General features: G+C 43.1%; 25 protein-coding genes. 13 read left to right on the top strand and 12 right to left on the bottom strand.

Translation table 11 applies throughout. The features are described from left to right. Positions 1 to 64 precede the first annotated feature (64 nt). The 3 genes from ribA (at position 65) to DXK30_RS08155 (ending at position 2,676) form a co-directional block, all read left to right on the top strand. Positions 65 to 793: a GTP cyclohydrolase II gene (ribA, locus tag DXK30_RS08145; protein ID WP_114701278.1), complete on the top strand. Its 729-nt coding sequence runs from the start codon at positions 65 to 67 to the stop codon at positions 791 to 793. A 7-nt stretch (positions 794 to 800) separates the two neighbouring features. Continuing rightward, positions 801 to 1,811, top strand: coding sequence for an oxygen-dependent coproporphyrinogen oxidase (gene hemF, locus DXK30_RS08150; RefSeq protein WP_114701279.1), 1,011 nt, complete (start codon positions 801 to 803; stop codon positions 1,809 to 1,811). A gap of 388 nt (positions 1,812 to 2,199) precedes the next feature. Next, positions 2,200 to 2,676 carry a c-type cytochrome gene (locus DXK30_RS08155; RefSeq protein ID WP_114701280.1) on the top strand — a complete coding sequence of 159 codons (477 nt, stop codon included), beginning with the start codon at positions 2,200 to 2,202 and terminating at the stop codon, positions 2,674 to 2,676. 131 nt (positions 2,677 to 2,807) lie between these two features. Here DXK30_RS08155 and DXK30_RS08160 read toward each other — a convergent pair whose 3' ends face one another. From DXK30_RS08160 to DXK30_RS08170, 3 genes are all read right to left on the bottom strand, one after another. Beyond that, a complete protein-coding gene (locus DXK30_RS08160) occupies positions 2,808 to 3,785 on the bottom strand; it encodes a mechanosensitive ion channel family protein (RefSeq protein ID WP_114701281.1) in 978 nt (325 codons plus the stop codon). A gap of 72 nt (positions 3,786 to 3,857) precedes the next feature. Continuing rightward, a complete protein-coding gene (gloA, locus tag DXK30_RS08165; protein WP_114701282.1) occupies positions 3,858 to 4,421 on the bottom strand; it encodes a lactoylglutathione lyase in 564 nt (187 codons plus the stop codon). A gap of 185 nt (positions 4,422 to 4,606) precedes the next feature. Further along, on the bottom strand, positions 4,607 to 5,245 hold the full coding sequence (locus DXK30_RS08170; protein ID WP_114701283.1) for a carbonic anhydrase: 639 nt from the start codon (positions 5,243 to 5,245) through the stop codon (positions 4,607 to 4,609). Positions 5,246 to 5,635: 390 nt separating this feature from the next. Here DXK30_RS08170 and potA point away from each other — a divergent pair, with 390 nt between their 5' ends. The 4 genes from potA to DXK30_RS08190 all read left to right on the top strand — a co-directional run bounded on the left by potA (position 5,636) and on the right by DXK30_RS08190 (position 9,567). After that, positions 5,636 to 6,877: a spermidine/putrescine ABC transporter ATP-binding protein PotA gene (potA, locus tag DXK30_RS08175; RefSeq protein ID WP_114701284.1), complete on the top strand. Its 1,242-nt coding sequence runs from the start codon at positions 5,636 to 5,638 to the stop codon at positions 6,875 to 6,877. Then, positions 6,877 to 7,755, top strand: coding sequence for a spermidine/putrescine ABC transporter permease PotB (gene potB, locus DXK30_RS08180; RefSeq protein WP_114701285.1), 879 nt, complete (start codon positions 6,877 to 6,879; stop codon positions 7,753 to 7,755). Before potA ends, potB begins: the two co-directional genes overlap by 1 nt. Then, a complete protein-coding gene (gene potC / locus DXK30_RS08185; protein WP_114701286.1) occupies positions 7,755 to 8,561 on the top strand; it encodes a spermidine/putrescine ABC transporter permease PotC in 807 nt (268 codons plus the stop codon). Before potB ends, potC begins: the two co-directional genes overlap by 1 nt. Positions 8,562 to 8,676: 115 nt before the next feature. Continuing rightward, entirely contained in the window at positions 8,677 to 9,567 is an 891-nt protein-coding gene (locus tag DXK30_RS08190) for a LysR family transcriptional regulator (protein ID WP_114701287.1), read from the top strand. A gap of 551 nt (positions 9,568 to 10,118) precedes the next feature. Here the strand turns inward: DXK30_RS08190 and DXK30_RS08200 are convergent. From DXK30_RS08200 to DXK30_RS08225, 6 genes are all read right to left on the bottom strand, one after another. Continuing rightward, the gene (locus tag DXK30_RS08200; protein ID WP_114701289.1) at positions 10,119 to 10,310 is read right to left on the bottom strand and encodes a hypothetical protein; all 192 of its coding nucleotides are present in this window, start codon (positions 10,308 to 10,310) and stop codon (positions 10,119 to 10,121) included. A 177-nt stretch (positions 10,311 to 10,487) separates the two neighbouring features. After that, positions 10,488 to 10,868 carry a hypothetical protein gene (locus DXK30_RS08205; RefSeq protein WP_114701290.1) on the bottom strand — a complete coding sequence of 127 codons (381 nt, stop codon included), beginning with the start codon at positions 10,866 to 10,868 and terminating at the stop codon, positions 10,488 to 10,490. A 143-nt stretch (positions 10,869 to 11,011) separates the two neighbouring features. After that, positions 11,012 to 11,383: a fluoride efflux transporter CrcB gene (gene crcB / locus DXK30_RS08210; protein WP_102078044.1), complete on the bottom strand. Its 372-nt coding sequence runs from the start codon at positions 11,381 to 11,383 to the stop codon at positions 11,012 to 11,014. A gap of 44 nt (positions 11,384 to 11,427) precedes the next feature. After that, positions 11,428 to 12,486, bottom strand: coding sequence for a tRNA (adenosine(37)-N6)-threonylcarbamoyltransferase complex transferase subunit TsaD (tsaD, locus tag DXK30_RS08215; protein ID WP_114701291.1), 1,059 nt, complete (start codon positions 12,484 to 12,486; stop codon positions 11,428 to 11,430). 237 nt (positions 12,487 to 12,723) lie between these two features. Then, positions 12,724 to 13,260 carry a c-type cytochrome gene (locus tag DXK30_RS08220; RefSeq protein WP_114701292.1) on the bottom strand — a complete coding sequence of 179 codons (537 nt, stop codon included), beginning with the start codon at positions 13,258 to 13,260 and terminating at the stop codon, positions 12,724 to 12,726. 125 nt (positions 13,261 to 13,385) lie between these two features. Further along, positions 13,386 to 13,757 (bottom strand): hypothetical protein, encoded by a 372-nt coding sequence (locus DXK30_RS08225; RefSeq protein ID WP_114701293.1) that lies wholly within the window; start codon positions 13,755 to 13,757, stop codon positions 13,386 to 13,388. A gap of 371 nt (positions 13,758 to 14,128) precedes the next feature. Here DXK30_RS08225 and rpsU point away from each other — a divergent pair, with 371 nt between their 5' ends. Beyond that, positions 14,129 to 14,344 carry a 30S ribosomal protein S21 gene (rpsU, locus tag DXK30_RS08230; protein WP_010195908.1) on the top strand — a complete coding sequence of 72 codons (216 nt, stop codon included), beginning with the start codon at positions 14,129 to 14,131 and terminating at the stop codon, positions 14,342 to 14,344. A gap of 203 nt (positions 14,345 to 14,547) precedes the next feature. After that, the gene (locus DXK30_RS08235; protein ID WP_114701294.1) at positions 14,548 to 14,997 is read left to right on the top strand and encodes a GatB/YqeY domain-containing protein; all 450 of its coding nucleotides are present in this window, start codon (positions 14,548 to 14,550) and stop codon (positions 14,995 to 14,997) included. Between the two features lie 42 nt (positions 14,998 to 15,039). On the opposite strand, the gene DXK30_RS08240 is transcribed toward DXK30_RS08235, so the two are convergent. Next, positions 15,040 to 16,611, bottom strand: a complete 1,572-nt coding sequence (locus DXK30_RS08240) for a M48 family metallopeptidase (RefSeq protein ID WP_227670724.1) — start codon at positions 16,609 to 16,611, stop codon at positions 15,040 to 15,042. A gap of 538 nt (positions 16,612 to 17,149) precedes the next feature. On the opposite strand from DXK30_RS08240, the gene DXK30_RS08245 reads away from it, so the two are divergent. The 4 genes from DXK30_RS08245 (at position 17,150) to thiS (ending at position 19,436) form a co-directional block, all read left to right on the top strand. Then, positions 17,150 to 17,605: a sulfurtransferase TusA family protein gene (locus tag DXK30_RS08245; RefSeq protein WP_114701295.1), complete on the top strand. Its 456-nt coding sequence runs from the start codon at positions 17,150 to 17,152 to the stop codon at positions 17,603 to 17,605. A 240-nt stretch (positions 17,606 to 17,845) separates the two neighbouring features. Beyond that, positions 17,846 to 18,709: an RNA polymerase sigma factor RpoH gene (gene rpoH, locus DXK30_RS08250; protein ID WP_197099889.1), complete on the top strand. Its 864-nt coding sequence runs from the start codon at positions 17,846 to 17,848 to the stop codon at positions 18,707 to 18,709. Positions 18,710 to 18,733: 24 nt separating this feature from the next. Further along, the gene (locus tag DXK30_RS08255) at positions 18,734 to 19,108 is read left to right on the top strand and encodes a DUF423 domain-containing protein (protein WP_114701297.1); all 375 of its coding nucleotides are present in this window, start codon (positions 18,734 to 18,736) and stop codon (positions 19,106 to 19,108) included. A 127-nt stretch (positions 19,109 to 19,235) separates the two neighbouring features. Then, the gene (gene thiS, locus DXK30_RS08260) at positions 19,236 to 19,436 is read left to right on the top strand and encodes a sulfur carrier protein ThiS (RefSeq protein WP_101205102.1); all 201 of its coding nucleotides are present in this window, start codon (positions 19,236 to 19,238) and stop codon (positions 19,434 to 19,436) included. A gap of 208 nt (positions 19,437 to 19,644) precedes the next feature. On the opposite strand, the gene hpf is transcribed toward thiS, so the two are convergent. Next, positions 19,645 to 20,025, bottom strand: coding sequence for a ribosome hibernation-promoting factor, HPF/YfiA family (gene hpf / locus DXK30_RS08265; protein ID WP_102078036.1), 381 nt, complete (start codon positions 20,023 to 20,025; stop codon positions 19,645 to 19,647). A 359-nt stretch (positions 20,026 to 20,384) separates the two neighbouring features. After that, positions 20,385 to 22,043 (bottom strand): RNA polymerase factor sigma-54, encoded by a 1,659-nt coding sequence (gene rpoN, locus DXK30_RS08270; protein ID WP_114701298.1) that lies wholly within the window; start codon positions 22,041 to 22,043, stop codon positions 20,385 to 20,387. Positions 22,044 to 22,057: the final 14 nt, after the last annotated feature.

Genomic DNA, 22,057 nt, shown 5'->3' on the forward strand with positions numbered 1-22,057 from the left:
GCTCGTTTCACATAGCAATAACATACTTTTCACCGCCACGACTTTAGGCTTATGTAGGACAGCAATGTCATATCAATTTATCACTAGTGCCAAATTACCCACTCGTCACGGCGAGTTTGATATTCATATCTTTGAAAATAGCGAAGGTCAAGAGCATGTCATGCTGACCGTTGGTCTAGCTGTGGTCGATCAACAGACAGATGATGTGGCTAGTCAACCCTCAGACGACACGATATTGAGCCAAAAGAATGAATCTATAGCGAAGCAAGTGCCACTCATTCGCATTCATTCTGAATGTCTGACAGGCGACGCGTTTAGCTCATTGAAATGCGACTGCGGTCCACAGCTCAATACTGCCATGCAAGCTATCCAAGAGTCAGGTTGCGGTGCGATTTTGTATTTGCGTCAAGAAGGCCGCGGTATTGGTTTGACCAATAAGATTCGCGCGTACGCCCTCCAAGATCAGGGACATGACACGTTGGATGCAAACCTCATGTTAGGCTTGCCTGCTGATGCGCGTATCTACGATATGTGTGGTCCGATGCTTGCCCATGTCGGTGTCGACGCTGTCAGGCTCATCACCAATAATCCAAACAAAGTCGCTTATCTGACTGAGCATGGTATTGATGTTATTGAACGGGTGCCATTGTTAGTCGGTGTCAATGATGTGAACGCTGAATATCTAGCAACCAAACGTGATCGCATGGGCCATTTGTTTGATAAAAATATCAATCTTGATATAGACGCTTCTCTGGATACAGACCTTAATACAGCCATACACCTGAATAAATAGATATCTTATGAGTATTATAAATACGGATAACGAAACAGACTTATCAACGGTAGAATCAGTGACAACGCCAACCAATAACGACATCATGCGAGTGCGCGAATTTTTGGTTGATTTACAGGCACGCATCTGTGAATCGCTAGAAGCACAAGAGCGCGATGGCAGCACTAATGACAACGAGCATGCGACCTTTGTTCCTGATGACTGGGAACGTCCTGAAGGCGGTGGCGGTCGGTCATGCGTATTAGCAGATGGCGAGGTCATCGAAAAAGCGGGCGTCATGTTTAGCCATATTCATGTACATAACCTACCTGCCTCTGCGACCGCGCGTCACCCTAATATCGCTGGACGTAAAGCTCAAGCAATGGGCGTGTCACTGGTTGTCCATCCCAGAAATCCAAACGTGCCTACGAGCCATGCCAATGTGCGTTTATTCGTAGCGGAAGCGGAAGGTGAAGCACCTATCTGGTGGTTTGGCGGTGGTTTTGATTTGACGCCATTCTATCCGGTACTCGCTGATTGTGTACATTGGCATCAAGTCTGTCATGATCTATGTGCGCCTTTTGGAGACAATATTTACGCTGATTTTAAGCAGTGGTGTGACGAGTATTTCCATCTGCGCCATCGTGATGAGCAGCGCGGTATTGGTGGTCTGTTTTATGATGATGTCAGTACTGAAAGTCGTGGCTGGGATTTTGAGACCTGCTTTAGCTTTATGAAGGCCGTGGGTAACGGGTATCTTGACGGTATCATGCCTATTTTTGAACAACGTAAAAATGCGCCTTATACTGAAGCGCAGCGCGAGTTTCAACTCTATCGTCGTGGCCGCTACGTCGAATACAATCTGGTCTACGATCGCGGAACGCTATTTGGACTACAAAGTAACGGACGTATCGAGTCAATTCTAGTCAGTATGCCACCGCTTGCCAGCTGGCATTACCGTTTTGAGCCTGCTAAAGGGACGCCTGAGTTTGAATTGACCGATTATTATCTAAAGCCACGTGATTGGTTAGCACTGTAGTTTTCGTAAATATCAAGGCATTCATATTTTTGGAAAACATTAAAAAGGTCAGCCTCTATCGCTGGCCTTTTTTTGTTATCAATACTATTTAAACGACCCACTCTCACGCTGTTATCGTAAAAAAAATGTGTTGTATAGCTACACCTAAAATCACCGCAACCAACTATAAGCAACCACAACCAAGTTAAGTTATGCTTATTTAAAATATTACGAGGATATAACAACTATTTAATTACCATAGTGAAGATAACCGTTACAATAGAAGCCATTCTTTAGTAGCAACTGTGCTCAAAAGAGTTTAAAGCAGTATTTGTATAACTATATTGTACGACAAAGCGAGCGTTTGTAATCGCGCTTACTATTAGCCAGGTTTAAAGGAGTCAGTCATATGGCACAGGTTCATACCAACAAATCTTTCAAGTCTCTGTTTAGCATTACTTTGATGGCGGCTGCACTCGGTCTAACAGCCTGTAGCACGTCAACAGGATCTAGCCCTGACGTGGAAGCACGTCAAAACAGCATGAAAAACTGGGGCGATGCAATGGGCTTCATGGGTGATATGGCAAAAGCACCTGACACATTTGATGCGGACTTATTTAAAGAACAAGCGGCGTTCTTGGCAGAAGATGCCGCCAACCCTTGGAGTCATTTTGAAGACCCAGAAGCGGTAGGTAATGCTACTGAAGCAGTTTGGTCTAATGCTGATGGCTTCAGTGCTGAAGCTGAAAACTTCCAAAAAGTCACTGCTGAGCTAAACGCCGCCGCACAAAACGCCACTAGCATGGACGATGTTAAACCTGCCTTTGGACAAGTTGGTGCAAGCTGTAAATCATGCCATACCGACTTTAGAGCAAAAGACGAATAGAGCTTTATATTTATAGCAAGTCGACAAATATAACAAAACCGCCATATCAATTGATGTGGCGGTTTTTTTAGTTTTCTAAATATTATTAGATATCACATTTTTGACACTAATTGAATATTTCACCGAGTGTGCTACTCTGCCACTGTTTTATTCACGTCCACAATGTCTTGCTGCTCGTTCATTTTATTAACGATTGCACTCACTGAAGGATCACTCAAATCAATCGTACGTATTGGGAATGGAATATTTACGCCCGCTGCATCCAACGAGTTTTTGATACCTACAATTACTTGATGAATCGAGGCAACCTTGTTGGCTTGCGTACCATCTTCGATAAACCAGCGTACCATTAGATCGATAGACGAACCGCCGAAACCAGTAGCAATTACGCTTGGCGTTGCTTTCTTCGAGACGCTCTCTATCTTATCTAACGCCTTGATAATCTCAACTTTGGCCGCTTCAATATCATCTTCATAACCGATACCAACTGCGACTTGCAGACGGCGCTGCTTATAAGCGGTATTGACGGTCAACGCCGAAGTATAGAGATCTGAGTTTGGAATCACCACTTGCCTGCCATCATAAGTCTTGATGGTGGTTGCACGGATTTTGATATCTTCGACTGTTCCTTCATAGTCGCCTGAGACAATCTGATCACCGATACGAAACGGCTCTGAAATCAGGAGCAAAATACCAGAGAGCAAGTTTTGAAAGATATCTTTAAAAGCAAAACCGATAGCAACGGAACCAATACCAAGCGCGCCAATCAGCTTAGCAGGGGTAAATCCTGGTACTGCAATAACCATCGCTATCATAAAACCAATAAAGAAAATAAGCGCCCCGCCTACCCGCTGAAACACTTTGACCAAGTTCTGATGCCGACTACGACTACCTAATAATTTGTGAACGATTTTTTTGAAGACAATCGATAAAAACCAAAAAATTAGGATAACGATAATTGATGCGACAAAATATGGGATGCGCTCAACAAAGCCAACCCATATCTCATTTGCCGAACCAAGAATGCTTTGATAGGTTAATCCATCCGTCGTCGTAGACTGCGCAGCTGTCTCAGCACTCAGTGTCGTTTCTGCCTCAGAGGTAGGCATCTGGGTGATACTCCTTTATTCTATTTATTTTTATTAACGCACTTATCTTAATAGGTGCTGTCATTCTGACAACTAGCCCATCAAATCGGCCTGAACGATTTCGATCCAGTAGCCATCTACATCTTTGATAAAAGCAATGTTCTTCATGCTGCCGTCTTCTGGACGTTTTTTGAATTCGACGTTGTTTTTATCGAACCAAGCAACCGCTTCATCCAAGCTTGGAACGCTAAAACAAATATGACCAAAACCCTGTGGATCTTGATTTCCGTCATGATAGCTAAAGTCAGCTTTTGTCTCGGTACCGTAGTTGTGCGTCAACTCTAAAATACCACGCTGACGGAAAGCGAAAATTTCTAGATCATCGCCAGTTGGCAGGTTCTCGCGCTCGCTCTCGGTCAATTTAGCCAAAAAGTATAAGTCAAACCCCATGTCAGGGAACTTCTTAACGGCAAGCAAGGTCATGCCCAAGACACCAGTGTAAAACGCTAGCGATTTAGCAGGATCTTTGACACGCAGCATGGTGTGGTTAAAAGTAAAACCGGTCGTCTGTGATGAGATTGGCTGAACGCCATCAGTATTAACGCTGCTAGCAGGCTGGTCTATTGCGTCGTTATTGTTGTTAGATGAAGTAGACATAATTATCCTAATATAATTCAAAAATAAATACATAAATACGCAAATCACGATGGTCATGATTTGCGTCGTTCTCTTATCATAATAAAAAATGGCGAAATAACTGATAGGGTTTTGTAAGAATATGAACAAGGTGTGTTCATCTGTATGCCCTAACTAGCTAGTTATCTAAAGCTATCTAAGACTGACTAGCTATCTAAAAAACGCACTTTTCCTGTCTCTAAGTCATACTCAGCACCGACTACCAATAGCTGACCACTATTGGTTAAGTCCTCTAATGCACGTGAGCCATGCTTTAGCTGACAGACAGACATACGTACGTTAGCGCGGATAGAGCGATCGACTAGCTCGTCTGCATCGACGTCTTGACCATTGGCAGTTGCCAATTCGTGCAAGTTATAAACGCTTGGGCGAATACGATCAACGATAGATTGCAAGTTAGGTGAATAGTTCTGTTCAGGATTAATCAATGTCTCAACGCAAGCCGTGACAGCGCCGCATTTTGAATGTCCAAGTACCACGACCAATTGCGTGCCAAAGGCTTCGGCTGCAAACTCGATTGAACCAATTTGTGATGGTGCAACCACGTTACCCGCGACTCGTATAACAAACAAATCTCCCAAACCTTGATCAAAAACAATCTCAACTGGTACTCGTGCATCTGAACAACCCAAAATAATAGCCAATGGATTTTGATCCTTGACTAACTCTGGACGGCGCTGCATATACTCATCGGTACTGGTGAGGCTATCAACGTAGCGTGCATTACCTGCTTTTAAAAGCTCAAGTGCTTCTTGACCTGTGGTTGGACGTATATCGGTAGGCATGAGAGATCCTTTATCATCAATAATATTAGAGTTATAAGCTGTTTTGCATATATGTATTCAAGCACAGATTGGCTAATTATCGCCAAACTATCAGGCTAATCATGTTTGTCAGCCATAACGTGATTGTATAGGAATAAAAACCAAAAAACGGTAAAAAAGTTTGTCTAAATCTCTTTAGGTGAATGTAGTCACATCTAAAAATACAGCTGTATATATCGCTGCTACGACAGTATGACTCGCGTAACTTATAACGAACTTGCACTGAATTATATCAAGGGTTTGTTATAATACGCAGCACTCAGGCAGCATTTAGACCGCGCTTACGCTCATGCCAATCCCTATAATGACAGCCAGCTGCATATAGCTATTGGACGCTTAGGAACAGATATTATGACCGATTTATCTCAAAATACGCATAACACCTCTGCGTCACCTCATGATGATCAGGTGCTGCTGCAACTGACTGGTCTAAAAAAAACCTACGATCAAACTGAAGTCCTAAACGATATCAACCTTGATATCAAACATGGTGAGTTTTTGACGTTACTTGGCCCATCAGGCTGTGGTAAGACGACATTACTACGCTTGATTGCAGGCTTTGAGCAGCCGAACGCTGGGGCGATATATTTGGATGGCGTACAGATGGCAGGCTTGTCCGCTGATAAACGTCCAGTCAATACCGTATTTCAGCAATATGCGTTGTTCCCTCATATGAGCGTCGCCCACAACGTGGCTTATGGCCTAAAGCTAAAGAAAGTCCCAAAAGACGAAATCCAAAGACGCGTCAGCGAGATGCTAGCGATGGTACAGCTAGAGCATTTAGCCAACCGCAAGCCGCAAGATTTGTCTGGTGGTCAACAGCAGCGAGTTGCGATTGCACGTGCGGTGATTAACCGACCTAAGCTCCTATTACTCGATGAGCCATTATCCGCGCTCGATCACAAACTACGTTTGCAAATGCAGTCTGAGCTGAAGCGTTTGCAACGTGAGCTAGGCATTACTTTTGTCTTCGTGACCCATGACCAAGAAGAAGCGCTGTCGATGTCAGACCGTATTGCTGTGATGAAAGACGGTACGTTCCAGCAAATTGGTACGCCTATCGAGATATATGAAACCCCTGCCAATCTGTTTACTGCCAAATTTATCGGCGAGACTAATTTGTTTAGAGCTGAAGTCAAAGGTGTCCATCCAGACCAGCCAGATCGAGATGGCAAAGTGACTAACGGACGTATCGAGGTCGAAGTCTGTGAAGCGCAAGCGCAAGAAGAGCCGACCACCTTACGCAACTTACGTCGTCCCAATTTTGCCAATGACGTGCAAGTGGGCGATATCGTTAATTTACTACTTCGCCCCGAAGACTTACGAATATATGATCCAAAAGACAACGAACATAGCGGACTGTTAGGTCGTGTCATCGAAAGTAACTATAAAGGCAGCACCTTAGACTCGATTATCGAACTGGCCAATGGTCATATCATTAAGGCGTCTGAGTTCTTTGATGAAGATGACCCTAGCTTTGATTACAAGCTAAATGAAGGCGTCAAAGTCTCATGGGTAGATGGCTGGGAATGGGTATTGCCAGAAGACTCTGAAGCTATGCCAGACACGACTGTACAAAAGGATGGTAGCTGATGGCTCGCAACCACTTAGGCAGTAAAAGTCCATTTCGTACTGCCACGCTTTGGCTAATCTGGGGTTGGCTACTGATATTTGCGCTGTTGCCAAATATATTGGTCATCGCTGTCAGTTTTTTAACCCGTGATAGTAGTGCCTTTATCAGCTTACCTGTTAGCATCGACAGCTATGTGCGGATGATTGACCCTTTGTATTTTGAGGTATTTGTCCACTCATTATGGATGGCAGGTATTACAACGGTAATCTGTCTACTGCTTGGCTACCCTTTTGCATGGCTAATTTCCAAAGCGAAAGTGCGCTGGCAGCCGCTGCTTATGATGTTACTGATACTGCCATTTTGGACCAACTCTTTGGTACGGACGTATGCATTAAAGCTGCTCTTTGCTAACAATGGCTTGATTAATAAATTACTATTAGCCATCGGTGTAATCGATACGCCAATCGATATTTTATATACCCAAGGCGCGGTGATTGCAGGTTTAACCTACTTGTTATTTCCATTTATGGTACTGCCACTATATGCCGTATTTACTGACTTACGCAATGACATGCTACTGGCTTCTCAGGATTTGGGTGCAACTAAAACACAGACCTTTTGGCATGTGGTACTGCCATTAACGACCCCTGGAATTATTTCTGGTGTACTGCTCGTGCTATTGCCTGCGATGGGCATGTTTTATGTGGCAGACATCTTGGGCGGTTCTCGTAACCTGTTGGTCGGTAATATCATCAAAAACCAGTTTTTGGATGCGCGTGACTGGCCCTTTGGCGCAGCAGCCAGCGTATTACTGACACTGGCGATGGCAGTATTATTACTTGCCTACCGTGCCAGTAGTCGCCGTATTGGCAAGACTGACTTTAACGAGGTGGCCTAATGTCTTATAGCTCACCGAACAACAAAACTCGTCCGCTCAAGATTGGTAGTATCGCCGCCAAAAGCTATCTCGGACTGATTTATGCCTTGTTGTACCTGCCCATCATTGTCTTGGTGGTAATGTCCTTTAACAAATCAAAAATTGGCTATAACTGGGGCGGCTTTAGCTTAAAGTGGTACGAGTCACTGTTTAACAACCAAGCGATGCTCGATGCGTTTTGGCACTCTATTGTATTAGGGTTGGTGGCAGCAACTGTCTCAACTTTGATAGGCACACTCACTGCCCTAGCCTTACATCGTTATAATTTTCGCGGTAAAGGCTTACTAAATGGGCTGCTGTTTGTACTTATGATGTCGCCTGAGATTGTATTGGCTATTTCATTGCTAGCACTGTTTTTATTGATTGGTTTACAATTGGGCTTTGTCTCATTGCTATTGGCGCACATTACTTTTTGCTTGCCATTCGTTGTCATTACCGTCTTTGCGCGGTTGAGTAGTTTAGATGAGCGTTTAATGGAAGCGGCACGCGACTTGGGTGCTAACGAATCAACCATGGTGCGCACCGTATTGATTCCAGTTATCTTGCCAGCGGTTATGGCAGGTTGGTTGCTGGCTTTTACCCTATCGCTAGATGATGTGGTGGTTTCGACCTTCGTCACAGGACCCAGCTATGAGATTTTACCGCTACGCATTTATTCTATGGTGCGCGTAGGACTCAAGCCAGAAGTCAACGCCATTGGTACGTTATTACTGGTTGCTTCACTAGTATTGGTCGTTATCTCACAGTTGTTGTTACGAAAGCGCTAGATATTGATTGATGACTAATTGCCTATTAACTGAGCATTAATACCGGACTATGAGTGAAAGTCAGCGCTATATTGGCTATAATGAATTTTTCTCACCTTAGCGGTTAGGTTATATTATGCTTGAGCTACGTCATCTTAATACATTAACCGCGCTACGGGCGCATGGTTCACTTGCAGCAGCGGCAGATGAGCTACACGTTACCGCCTCCGCTGTTTCGCATCAATTAAAAGAGCTTGAGAACTACTACGACATCAGTTTGGTCAATCGTCGGACGCGCCCGCTTAGTTTTACACCCGCAGGTAAAGCAGTATTGGCATTGGCAGACAATATCCTACCGCAAGTAACTCGTACCAAATCTAACCTTAAACGCTTAGCACATGGTCAAGCAGGTAGATTACGCCTAGCGTCTGAATGTCATAGTTGCTTTGATTGGCTCATGCCAATACTTAACCACTATCGCCGTGAGTGGTCAGATGTCGAGCTGGACTTTGCCACAGGGTTTGAGCCTGAGCCGCATCATCTACTCATGGAAGGTGATATTGATCTGCTTATCACTACCAGTGATTTACCGCTCGACGGTATCAGCTATCAGCCATTGTTTGAGTACGAAAGTCGTTTGGTACTCTCCCCAACGCATGATTTAGCTGCTCAAAAATTTATTGAACCTGATGATTTGATTAACGAGACATTGATTGCCTATCCAGTAGAAGCCAAACGTCTCGATATCATTGCTAATTTTATGACGCCAGCACAAGTAAGCTTTGAGAGTGTTCGTACGACAGAGCTGACCGCGATGCTAATTCAGTTGGTTGCTAGTGAACGCGGCGTAGCAGCATTGCCTGATTGGGTGGTTGCTGAATACGAGAGAAAAGGCTGGGTCGTATCACGACCACTAGGAAAGGGTGTGCATTGTCAGCTGTACGCCGCTACGCGTACCTCAAGTAAAGATACAGCATACATGCAAGGATTTGCCAGTTTATTGGAAGGGATTGTAAAGCCAGTTTAATATTCCACTGTTTATTACATTTTTTGGTTATAAAATATCGTTCGCTTTCTTACGTTATGATAGGCGTTGGGGAAAATGATGGTTCCCTAGTGAGGACTTGAAACTTAGGCTGTAGGCTAGTGGTAGCGATTATTCGAGTTGTTGGAGTAACAGCAGTGTACTTCATGGTGTACAGAACGTTAGTTTTTCAAGCTCAAGAAACCTTGGATAGAACTATTGCTGAAGTTTTAAGTGCCACTATAGGGAGTTATTTTACCAACTGATAAAAACCCTTCTTTAAAGTTTCCTCAAAATCCCAACATGGGGATGATTTACTATATTCTATAATTGTAGAAATATATCTTTCACTCTCTGTAGCTTTCAACCTATATTTGTCTTTACAAAAAAAGTATAACCCCTTCTCCTGATAATCTTTTTTGTATTGTATCCAACCATCGGCTTTGATTTTACTTATATTATCGTCAGTTATACCACTACTATCTTCAAACGTTATTCCGTAACGTAACGAGCTACTACCTCTGCTCATTCGACCTTCAGATATTGAATTGCTCTTAAAAACCTCCTTTAAAGGGGGGTGCAAGCTGCTCTCGAGCAATAACTTCACTTTTTTTAACGTTTTCAAGATAATTTTCAGGCGTTTCTAACTTTTCTTTAAGTAACATAGCCATAATTAAAACAAATACTCCAGAGAAAAATATATTAAATGTGCGCTGACTAAAAAAACCTTTATTATCTTCTTTCATGCCTTTCTCTCATTAGCGGTAAGGCTTTTTAATATATAACTGGCAGTTCGATGCGCTATACAGGCTTCGAACTAGAGTCAGATAGCTATAGCTACGTTAGTTTTTAGCAAGTAAATTAAATAAAGCTTTCAGCCCACAGGTCAATGATAATAGGTACTTGGCACAAACCAAAATTCTTTATTTTTCAAGCAAACTATTCATTTTTTCTTGAGATATTAGACCCTTTATACACATATCCGCAAGAAGATCTGTTCTATCATCATCTCCTTGCTTAATTTGAACTATCAAACAATCAAAATCTTTAGATTTAATAATAGTTAATAATTTTCTTTCAAGAATTAGTGAGAGCTCTTCGGACACTTTGAAATCACTACAAAGCACATAAACCACAAAATCTATAACAAACATTTCCACGTCTGAAAATCCAACTTCAAAACTGTAAGTAACGTAGTCTAGCGCCTTATCATAAGTTAGATCTGTTTCTGGCTTAGAAACTAAGTTTGAGTAAAAACTATCAAGTACACTATGTCTAATATCTGTATAACTTACTGACTGCATAAATTCATCTCCTTGAATTTTAAGGTATACCCCAACGGAACCAGCTATTTCACTCTTCAAACGTATTAATAGACCACTTAAAACAGACTGCTATCATGGAACCACTTATAACAGACTATTAAACGATTAATATCTATCAACGCCTACAAAACTAGCTTAAAGAAATAAAAGCCAAGTGCGGTTGCCAGTAACGTTAGCCCAACATGCAAACCGATGAGCGCTAAACCTGCTAGCAACCGCCCATCATGAATAAAGCCAAATACCTCCGCACTAAACGTACTAAAGGTAGTTAACCCACCCAAAAAACCAGTTATCACAAACACGCGTACATGATCGGACAAGTTGCTTCCCATGCGCTCGAACCATACTAGCGCAAGCCCTATCAGCAGTCCGCCTAAAATATTGGCGCTCAGAGTACCGAGTGGCACCCAACCGTGCAAAGCATTAAAACGCGATAGCCACGCTCGCAAGCAAGCACCGAATGCTGCGCCCAAACCGATAGCAAGCCACTGCATAGACTGTCCTTAATTCATATAAACGTGTTGGACCAAAGGCTCAATTACACGGCTGGCAACTCTGTCATTGGCCAACGCGGAATACAGCTAACAGCCAAATCATCAGATTGTCCTGCTTGCAAGCGCTCAAAACCTGCGTAAGCAATCATCGCACCATTGTCCGTACATAGCGCAGGCGGTGCATAATGAACCGTCGCATTGATCTTAGCCAGTTCCGCTTCTAACGTCTCGCGCAGATGAGTATTGGCACTGACCCCGCCTGCAATTACTAAGCGGCTCATATCTGCTTGCTTAAGTGCTTTGACACATTTTTTCACTAGCGTGTCGACCACTGCATGCTGAAAACTCGCGGCAATATCAGCACGAATCTGTGGATCACTATCAGCGCCATTACCCGACCCTCCTGAATGTGGCGTATCTTTAATCAGATTATGTACGGCTGTTTTCATACCACTAAACGAAAAGTCTAGACCGCGATGTAGCATTGGTCTTGGTAGTGCATAAGCATCAGGATTACCAGTTTCTGCCAGTTTGGCAATATTAGGGCCGCCAGGATAAGGTAAACCTAGCATCTTAGCCGCTTTATCAAAGCACTCACCCGCCGCATCATCTATCGACTCACCCAATATCTCATAACGACCAACACCATGAGCGGCAATGAGTAACGTATGCCCACCAGATACTAGTAGCGAGACAAAAGGAAATGCCGGAGGGTTCGCGCCCATAAGCGGCGCCAAAAGATGCCCCTCCATATGATGAATACCAATCGCTGGAATATCCAAACCATATGCCAAGCTACGACCAAACAGTGCGCCTGTCATCAATGCACCAATAAGACCAGGTCCTTTAGTATAGGCAATCGCATCGATGTCGCTTTTTTTCATATCGCATTGCTCTAGCAGCTCATTCAATAACGGCACGAGCTTACGAATATGATCGCGGCTAGCAAGCTCAGGCACAACGCCACCATAAAGTGCGTGCAGCTCAATTTGTGAGTACAGTACTTGCCCGACCAAACCTTGGTTGTCGCTATTTATTTGCTCACTATCAAAAATCGCCAGCCCCGTCTCATCACAAGAGGTCTCTAAGCCCAATACTTTCATACTTTTGCCTTTATACTTTCGTTTTCGTGCTATTTTTGTCGCACTTTTATCTTACATCATTTTGAGAAATTGGATAACGAATACAATCAGCCACACACTATCTCAAATTCGCTTGATACAGCTGTATACTCTAAGACTAGCATGACAAAAAATGTGCATAAAAAAACCGTCATTGTCAGTCACAATGACGGCCAGTTTAGCAAATTTCAATAGCTGACATACTCTATATATATCGTATCAGCTTACCGACGCTAGCATATAATCAACAGCCGCTTTAACTTGTGCTTCGCTGACACCGTTTACCGCTTGCGCAGGCATTTTATTAAAACCTTTAGCCGAGTGCATGTACAGCGTCTCTTTATCTTTGGTCAAACGAGCTGTCCAAGCCGCTGTATCACCATACTTTGGCGCATCGAGCAAACCTGCAGCATGACAAACCTGACAGTTTGATTCATACAGTTTAGCACCTGCATCTGCTGCCAACACTTCAGGCTCAGAATCAGCTTCAGGTGTTGTCACTGCTTCATCTACTATTTCTGCAGACTCTGTTGCTGCTTTTGGTTGGGTATCTGTTTCTGGATCAACCACAGACTCAGATGTCGTGCCTTCGGTTTCTGCTACAGCTTTCTCTTCTACAGCAGTAGCAGGTTCATTGGCTGCTGTAGACTCTTCCGTAGCTGTGTTATCACCGCTACAAGCACTCACTGCAAATACCACACTCATGCTGATCACAGACAATTTCAGCTTGTTCATATACGGTTGTATATCAATCATGGTTTTACCCTTACTTAGTCAGTCTGCAATCAATTAGAGATGCGCTATATCAGCTTAAAGTACTTACGTATACGACCAACGACTGTTTAATAGTCAATTGAGCTAATAGTCAACTGAACAATAAATTACTCAGCAGTAGCTGCAGCTGTATCGTCAGTAGCCGCCATATCAGCACTGTCAGTAGGAGCAGTGGCTGTATCCGCACTATCGGTAGCTGTTGCTTCTGCAGTATCAGCGTCAGCCGTTCCTGCTTCAGCAGTAGCTGTACCGTCAGCTTCTGTACTAGCTGCATCAGTCGCTGGCATTGGTGCTGTCTCTGGGAATTCCATTTCTTCTGCTTCAGGCGCGTTTTCGCGTGCCAACTCAGCCGCTTCATCCACCATATCGATTGCCATTACTTCTTCATGCTCTTCGCCGCCACTACAAGCGCTCACGCTCACACCTAAAGCTACGATAAGTGCCATGCTTAATGCCGTGTTAAATACTGTTTTTTTCATTCCAACATCCTCAATAAAATACACACAAAACGGTTCATAGACTTACTATAATATGGGAATTATCATAGCATAAACTCCAATCAAACCGTTATAGACGGTAGGGATTTTTTATTGATAAAGCGTTGTATATATGTCGAATTCATAGTTTGAGAGCCAAATTCAAATAGCTATCTAATTGAATACCTTATCAGCAATAAATACTTAAAATCATTGACTTTGTTGGTATTTTTTATTAAAATACCTGCCCTTACGCTAATGCGTGAGAATTGTCCTAGTTTGAGCTGATGCCAGTAATCTTGAGATATTACGGCTAAATACTAATACACAGCCAAACTAATGCCCTTATATCTCATCCTAATCGAGGAGTCTTCATGCCTGCAGTTAAGGTTAAAGAAAACGAACCAGTTGATATCGCTATCCGTCGTTTCAAACGTGCTTGTGAAAAAGCTGGTGTATTATCAGACGTACGTAAGCGTGAGTTTTATGAAAAACCAACGCAAGTACGTAAGCGTAAAAAAGCTGCTGCCGTAAAGCGTTATAAGAAGAAGTTACAACGCGAAACTATTCGTACCACTCGTATGTACTAATCAGTAATCTGATTAGTTAAGTACAAGCGCTACACTAACGCCACTGTTATCAATTGATATCAGTGGCGTTTTTTATGCTACAATTTTTGTTATTGCTGCTGACATAATTTTTTATTAAAACCACCATCAGCAGGTTTTGTTTTAAAAATTTAACAAACAACCTCTAACGAATAGCATTTAACAGATCGATAAGGATAATAGCAGTGAGCCAACTTAAACAGACGTTATCAGACAATATCAAAGTTTCAATGAAAGCTCGTGAGCTTGAGCGCGTCAAAGTACTGCGCAATGTACAGTCAGTAGTGAAACAAATCGAGATTGACCGTCAGACAGAACTTGATGATGCCCAAGTATTAGAAGTTTTGCAAAAACAGCTAAAGCAGCGCCAAGAGTCACTAACTATTTTTACAGAAAATGGCCGTGATGACTTGGCCACAAAAGAGCAGTTTGAGATTGATATCATCAACGAGTTCATGCCGCAGCAAATGAGTCAAGATGAGATCATGGCATTGGTAAATGCTGAAATCGCTGAGCAAGGTGCTACGTCTATGCGCGATATGGGCAGCGTCATGGGTGTCTTAAAGAATAAGACAGCTGGCCGTGCTGATCCTGCTTTGATTTCTAAAATGGTTAAAGACGCGCTACAAGGCTAACACTTGCTATTGATTGGCAGGCTAATCTGTACAACTAACCGCCTAGGGCTTAAAGTCTTTGGCGGTTTTTATTGCTTTAATTTCAGCATTAATATTAGCTAGTAATGGACGAGCACTATTGGCCTGATCTGTGGTTTGCAGATTTTCCGTCAACTGTTTGGCTTGTGTCAAAGAGGTCAGGGCACTCTCATAACGCCCATTCCATAGCTGATCATAACTGCGATAGCGCAATGCATTAATCGTCGCGATATTGGCTAACTGTGGTGAGGTGGTGGTTTTAGCAAGTTTTTCATTGGCAAGTTGCAAGCTTTGCCATGCATAACGGTCGCTTGGCTGCTGTTCTGTTAGTGGCTTCAACAGCGTTTGGGCTTTTATCGGTTGATTACTATTAGTCAGCGCTTCGGCCAGATAAAGACGTAAATCACGGCGCTCAGGATATAGGCGCTGTTGGCTCTCCAAGACATCTACAGTTTGTTGCCATTTTCTTTGTTCACTCAATAGCTGACTGTAGGTAATCGACAATAAAGGCTCTAAATTTTGACGCTGCGTGCTTGATAACGCATTTATCTCGGCCAATACCTTATTAGCATCTGTAAAACGCTGCTGCTCTCCATACCACCTCATCAATGCCAGCTTGGCACCCAGACTGTTTTTGGCAGCGGTTGTGAGCGTCACTTCAGAGGCATGCTTGCCGGTACTTTGTACACGCCAATAGAGCAGATCAAACAATGCCTGATGACGCTGCTGCTGACTCAGTGATAACGTAGGATACTGCCCAGCACGGCTCTGTGACTCGCTCAACCGCTCGTTACTCAGAGGGTGTGAGCGTACAAAGCTCGGTAAGAATTGATTCTCAACTTGATTTAACTGACTCTGTTGATTCATTGTGGCAAAGAACCGTGGCATCGCCCGAGGATCATAACCTGCTTGGGTCATAATCTGCATCCCTACTCGGTCAGCCTCACGCTCGTTACTACGGCTAAACGCCATGCTGCTATTCATAGAAGCCGTTTGACTGCCCATCATCACAGCCGCAGCGGCATCACCATCGACAGCTGAGGCAGCAATCGCAGCTAGCATACCGCCTAGCTGCATCAGCAAGGCTTTTTTACGTTCGTCAGCGCCGCTTTCGTAGTGCCGTTGACTGATATGTGCAACTTCATGCGCGACGACGCTTGCCAGCTCATCCATGCTACTAGCTGACAGTATCGTCCCAGTATTGATACCTATTACGCCGCCAGGCGCTGCAAAGGCATTGATACTGGGGTTATCAATGATAACAACGCCAAGTGGTGCTTGCTGACGAGCTTGAGCATTGAGACGCCACGTCATGTCTTTTATCGTTTCTTGTACCCAAGGATCATGCTCCATTCTGACGCGGCCATTGATATTCTGTAATGACCACTCGCCAAGCATTTTATTCTGATATTGCTCAGCAAAGCTCAAGCCTTGCCCGCGCAGATTTGGTAGATCTAGCGTTTGCGGATCTGTGACTTGCCACGAGCTATCAGCAAATGGCAGCGTTTGACTCTCACGACTATGCGCACCGCTGGCTATGGCTAGTAGCATTATTGACAACCCTACCTTGATACCATTTGGCAAAGCTACACTCATAAAATGACGTTTACCTTTTTGCTTAGACAACATAAGTGGCAAGCCTGCAGAATTTGTGGCTACTAAAGAGCTGTTGCTGTCAGGTCGCTTCGTTCTATTAGCGTGGTACAAGTGCATATCCTATAAGATAATTGACGACGTCTTTTCGACTATACGAGCTTGTCTATATAAGGTCAATTCTACAATGCACTTAACTACCAATAACTTAGCCACCCGTCACGATTGCGCAACATGGCTGTGTAATTATTCATTGGGCTATTATTTATGCAGTAAATCTCAAGCGTATAACTATTAATCGGGCAATTGCCAATCGTGCAACTCTTAGTTATATGATTCTAATGAACCGAACGCAGCGTTGATTATATTCAACTGCAACTATACATTGGCTATTTGGTATAATAAGCAATAATGATAGTAGGTTTAGATGACTGTGATGACGACCTCATAATTTATGATTGATAGATTATGTTCGTACTCAACATCAAAGCCTATTGCTAATAAAACAAATTAAAATATAGATATCTACAAGGTTTAAGTTATGCCCGCTGCTAGTGAATTAGTCATCAAACGTGTGTCGCATTCTATACAGTTATCAGCGAATTTGACTGATGCACAGCAGAACGACATTACAAGTTTACTAGAGCTACTACCAGCTGAAAGTCATAATTCAGATGATGTAGCTATAGAGCAATCTGAACTAAATATAAAAGGTTTTGTTGATGGACGCGGTCTTGCATGCCCGATGCCATTGTTAAAAACTAAGGTCGCATTACGTGACGTAACAGTTGGAGAATCACTGTATGTGGTTGCAACCGACCCTAACTCACAAGCTGATATCACAGCGTTTAGTCGACAAAGTCAGCAATCACAGGCGACAGATTGTTTAGAGCTAGTGGTCAATGAAGTTACTGACCACTCGTCAGTTGATGGCACATCATTACAGCGTTTCGCTACAATATATCACTTCATCATTACCAAAACTGATAGCAACTAAGCGCTGCTATCCTTTACAATTAAATCATAAAGATTTTTATCTGACTATTTGCTTAACTATTTAACCAAGGTCAAGAATATGGCTAATACTTCTACTGATGCTGTAAATACAAATAAAAGAGATGGCTCAGCTCCTATAAAAAACGATGCACGCGATGCTGCATTAAAAGCCGCTGCTCAGCGACCACCTTATGACGCGAGTACATTGGGCAATACTAGTACGCGCGACTTAGTACCAGCTATGCCAACTCACCTGTCAGCACCAGGGGTAAATTTGGGTGCGTATATTAATACTGTTCATCAAATCCCTATTTTGACGCCAGTACAAGAGCAAGAGCTGGCGCATCGCTATTATGACGAAGGTGATGTTGAAGCCGCTCGCCTACTGGTGATGTCGCATCTACGTTTTGTGATTCATATCGCGCGTAGTTACTCGGGCTATGGATTGCCGCAAGCAGATTTAATCCAAGAAGGTAACTTAGGATTAATGAAAGCGGTTAAACGTTTTGACCCAAATAAAGGCGTACGTTTAGTATCCTTTGCCGTACATTGGATCAAAGCTGAAATTCATGAGTTTGTGATTCGCAACTGGCGTATCGTCAAGGTTGCGACCACCAAGGCTCATCGTAAATTATTCTTTAACTTGCGTAGCCTTAAGAAGACTAATAATCAGCTAACACTAGAGGAAGCGGATGCTATTGCTAATGACTTGAATGTCACACGCAAACAAGTGTTAGAAATGGAATCACGTCTAACCTCTTATGACGCTTCGTTTGAAGCGCAGTCAAGCGATGATGATGATGGTCGCTACGCCCCTCAGCTATTTTTGGAAGACGGTATCGATCCAGCTGAGCAGTTAGAGGAAGCGGATTGGGAAGAAAACAACTCATCAGCACTCATCGCTGCTATGGGTACTTTAGATGATCGTTCGCGTGATATCGTCGAACAGCGTTGGTTATCTGAGCAAAAATCCACCTTGCATGAGTTAGCTGCAGTTTACTCTATCTCAGCCGAACGCGTCCGTCAGATTGAGAAAAATGCCATGGACAAAATCCGTGATGCGATGACCATTGATAGTGTGATTTTACCAGATGATATTCAGTAGCCTTAAGATGATACGAGTTGTTCAATGTTAAATTGGATCGGTATTGCAGCAATTAATATGGCTATTGCTGTTACACTAGGCGCGTTTGGTGCGCATGGTTTAGAAGGTCATGTCAGCCTCCAACAGCTCGAGTGGTGGCATACGGCAACGCTATATTTGTTTATACATGCACTTGGATTATTGCTTGTTGGCTTACTGATTCGTTTGAAATATATTACTCAGATGACCGCTTGGTTACTACAAATTGGCATTATTATTTTCGCTGGTAGCTTGTATGCCATGACGCTTGGTGCACCGCGTTGGTTCGGTGCGATTACACCTATCGGCGGCGTTCTTATGATTGCAGGTTGGCTATGGCTGGCCGTTTCCGCCTTTCGATTGAAGGATTCAGTTAACTGAGCTACTCGATAGTAATTGTGATTTTTAGCTCTTTACATTAGCTGCAATGAATTATCAGTAATAAAATGAAAGATACGTAGTGAATAGCAGATAAACAGGAATTTTAATTTAGTAGGGAGTATTTAGTATGAGCACCATTAGTGTCAATGGTAAAAGCTTGCAAACCACTCATCAGACTGTACAACTGGTTATCAATGAGCTTGGTCTTAGTCAGGGTCGTTACGCTGTGGAAGTCGACGGCGAGCTGACGCCAAAGAGCGAGCTTGCTCAACTGCGTATCGTAGAAGGTATGAATATCGAAGTAGTACAAGCCGTCGGCGGCGGTTAATAATGTTTAGACAGATAAGCTTGAGCTGACAGCTAGTTCATTTTCGTTCTAAATTTACGAGTACTAAAAAAGACCTCAACGTATTACACGTTAGAGGTCTTTTTTTATGTCAATTACAAACTAGTGCAGCACCTACTTATAAGTTTTTTATTCTCTTAGTCTACTTTCAATAGCTTGTAACGATAGTGTTCAAATTTTTAAACTCGAACTATGCCGCTGGTACTGCTTCTGCAGGGGTTAGATCCTGATAGCGACCATCGCGTCCTGCACCCTGAGTCTTTTTGCGCTCTTGACGGGTTTTATACTTACGTACTTGTCTATCTAGCTTGTCTGCCATCTCGTTAATGGCTTTATACATATCATCTTCATACGCTTGGACAAACATTTCTTGACCCGAGACACGCATAATTGCTTCAGCTTTATGGCTCTTTTTACCGCCGTCGCTAGCACCGCTATTGTCTAACGATAAAATCACTTGAATACTTTGTATCTGATCAAAGTGACGCTCTACTTTTTCAAGCTTCTCGCGTACTGCTGTGTCCATAGCTTCGGTAACGCTGATATGATGACCACTGATAGAAACATTCATATTGTTGTCCTTTTATTTGTAACTTACAATCAACAGATGAGGTAGCATTCTTGCTCTTATCATCCTGCCTTACCACTAACTACACCAAGGCCTCTAGTAATGTGTCGACGTATCCTTTTATCGTCTCCTTTATTAGTTATAAATAAATACTATAAATCGGCACTTGGTTTTTGTTGTTGGTATGACTCTAATTTGTCATGAAAATCGCCCAGTAGCAAGCCGTTAAATTGTAATTAAGTGTAACAATACCTATTATTTCTATTTGGTTTCTATATAATCAAAAAATTTTATTTTTTATATCTGTATTACACTATACAGACAGGTAACCATTAACCTTATAGAAAGGTAAGACTAGATAGTTAGTATTTCTGTTTGCGCTGAGTAGACGAGCCAATATTCATTGCTTCACGATATTTGGCGACGGTTCTTCTGGCTATATCGATACCATCTGCTAACAGCTCATTTTTGATACGACTGTCTGATAATGGCTTTTTGGGATCTTCATCAGCGATGAGCTTTTTAATCATGGCACTGATAGCGGTCGATGAGATATCTCCATCAGCACTACTTACGTGAGATGAAAAGAAGTGTTTCAAAGAGAACAACCCTTGCGGCGTCAAGATGGTTTTACTGGTGGTAAGGCGTGAGACCGTAGATTCATGCAAGTCAACTTCTTCAGCAATTGCCTTTAATATTAGGGGTTGCATGGCGGTTGCACCATGCTGCAGGAACTCTTGTTGATAGCGTACAATGCTAGTCGCTACTTTGAGTAGGTTTTGATTGCGCTCTTCGATACTACGAATAAACAATCGAGCATCGGTGAGGTTTTCGCGCAGATATTGATTGTCAGGGCTGTCATCGCCACGCTTGACCAAATTGGCATATTCTTGGTTTACGCGTAGCTTTGGTAAGGTATCTGGATTGAGGCGTACATACCAGCCATCCTCTTCTACTTCAGAGTTACTTGTCGCCTTATTGTTTCTAACAGGTGTGACCAACACATCAGGAATATCATAGCTCTCAGGCGGTTGGGCATAGTCGGGCTGGCTAGACTGAAAAAGCAGTCCTGGCGAAGCGTTTAAGGTACGTAGTAGCGTAAGCGCAGGTGTAATATATTCTGGTGCAAGCCCTGTACGTTCAGTCAGTGCTTTAATATTATTACTGACTAAATGCTCGCTCGCTGATAGCAGCGCTTGGGCTTCTTGTAGATATTCGGTGTGAACATCTAGCTTAGATAGCTGAATCGATAAGCACTCGCTTAAATGACGCGCCCCTACGCCAACAGGATCACAGGACTGGATAATACGTAATACCGTCAAGACTTCTTCTTTTTCAACGCGCTCATCCCATTGATAGAAACTTGCCATCGTATCAAAGCTCTGCAGTAGCTCATCTATATCAATTCGAATAAAGCCCATATCATCCATGGAGTCTATTAAATATTCTGCAATCAGCGTATCGGCCTCTGATAGACGCTTAAAGTTCAGCTGCCAGCGCACATGATCTTGAATGGTAGACGATGTACCGCCTTGGTAACTATCAAAATCTTCATCACCCCTACTATTGCCAGAGCCCGTTGCGGTGGAGGCGTAGTTACCCGTGTCAAAGCTACCTATATCAAAGCTATCGGCATCAGAACTGCTATAGCTATCTACATCTATTGCACTATCATCGATATTAGGCTGTTGAAGCTTATCCAAACTATCACTGAAGCTATCACTACTATCGCCACTGTACTCTGTACCGCTAGTAGGTACTGAGTCGAATGAGTCACTGCTACTTTGATTCCAGCTATCAAGCGTCAACGGCTCGCTCCACTCCTCTATTTCATCGTCACCACTGTCGTATTCGTCATCGTTTTCGATACGTTCAAGTAATGGATTACTATCTAGTTTTGCCTGAACCTCTTGTGCGAGCTCAAGACTAGAGAGCTGCAGCAGTTTTATGGCTTGCTGCATTTGCGGGGTTAGCTTTTGTGAGTTGCTCAGCGTGGTCGCCAATCCGAACGACATACTCATGGGCGGCTTATTGC

The organism is Psychrobacter proteolyticus (assembly GCF_003350005.1).
GTDB classification, from domain to species: Bacteria; Pseudomonadota; Gammaproteobacteria; order Pseudomonadales; family Moraxellaceae; genus Psychrobacter; species Psychrobacter proteolyticus.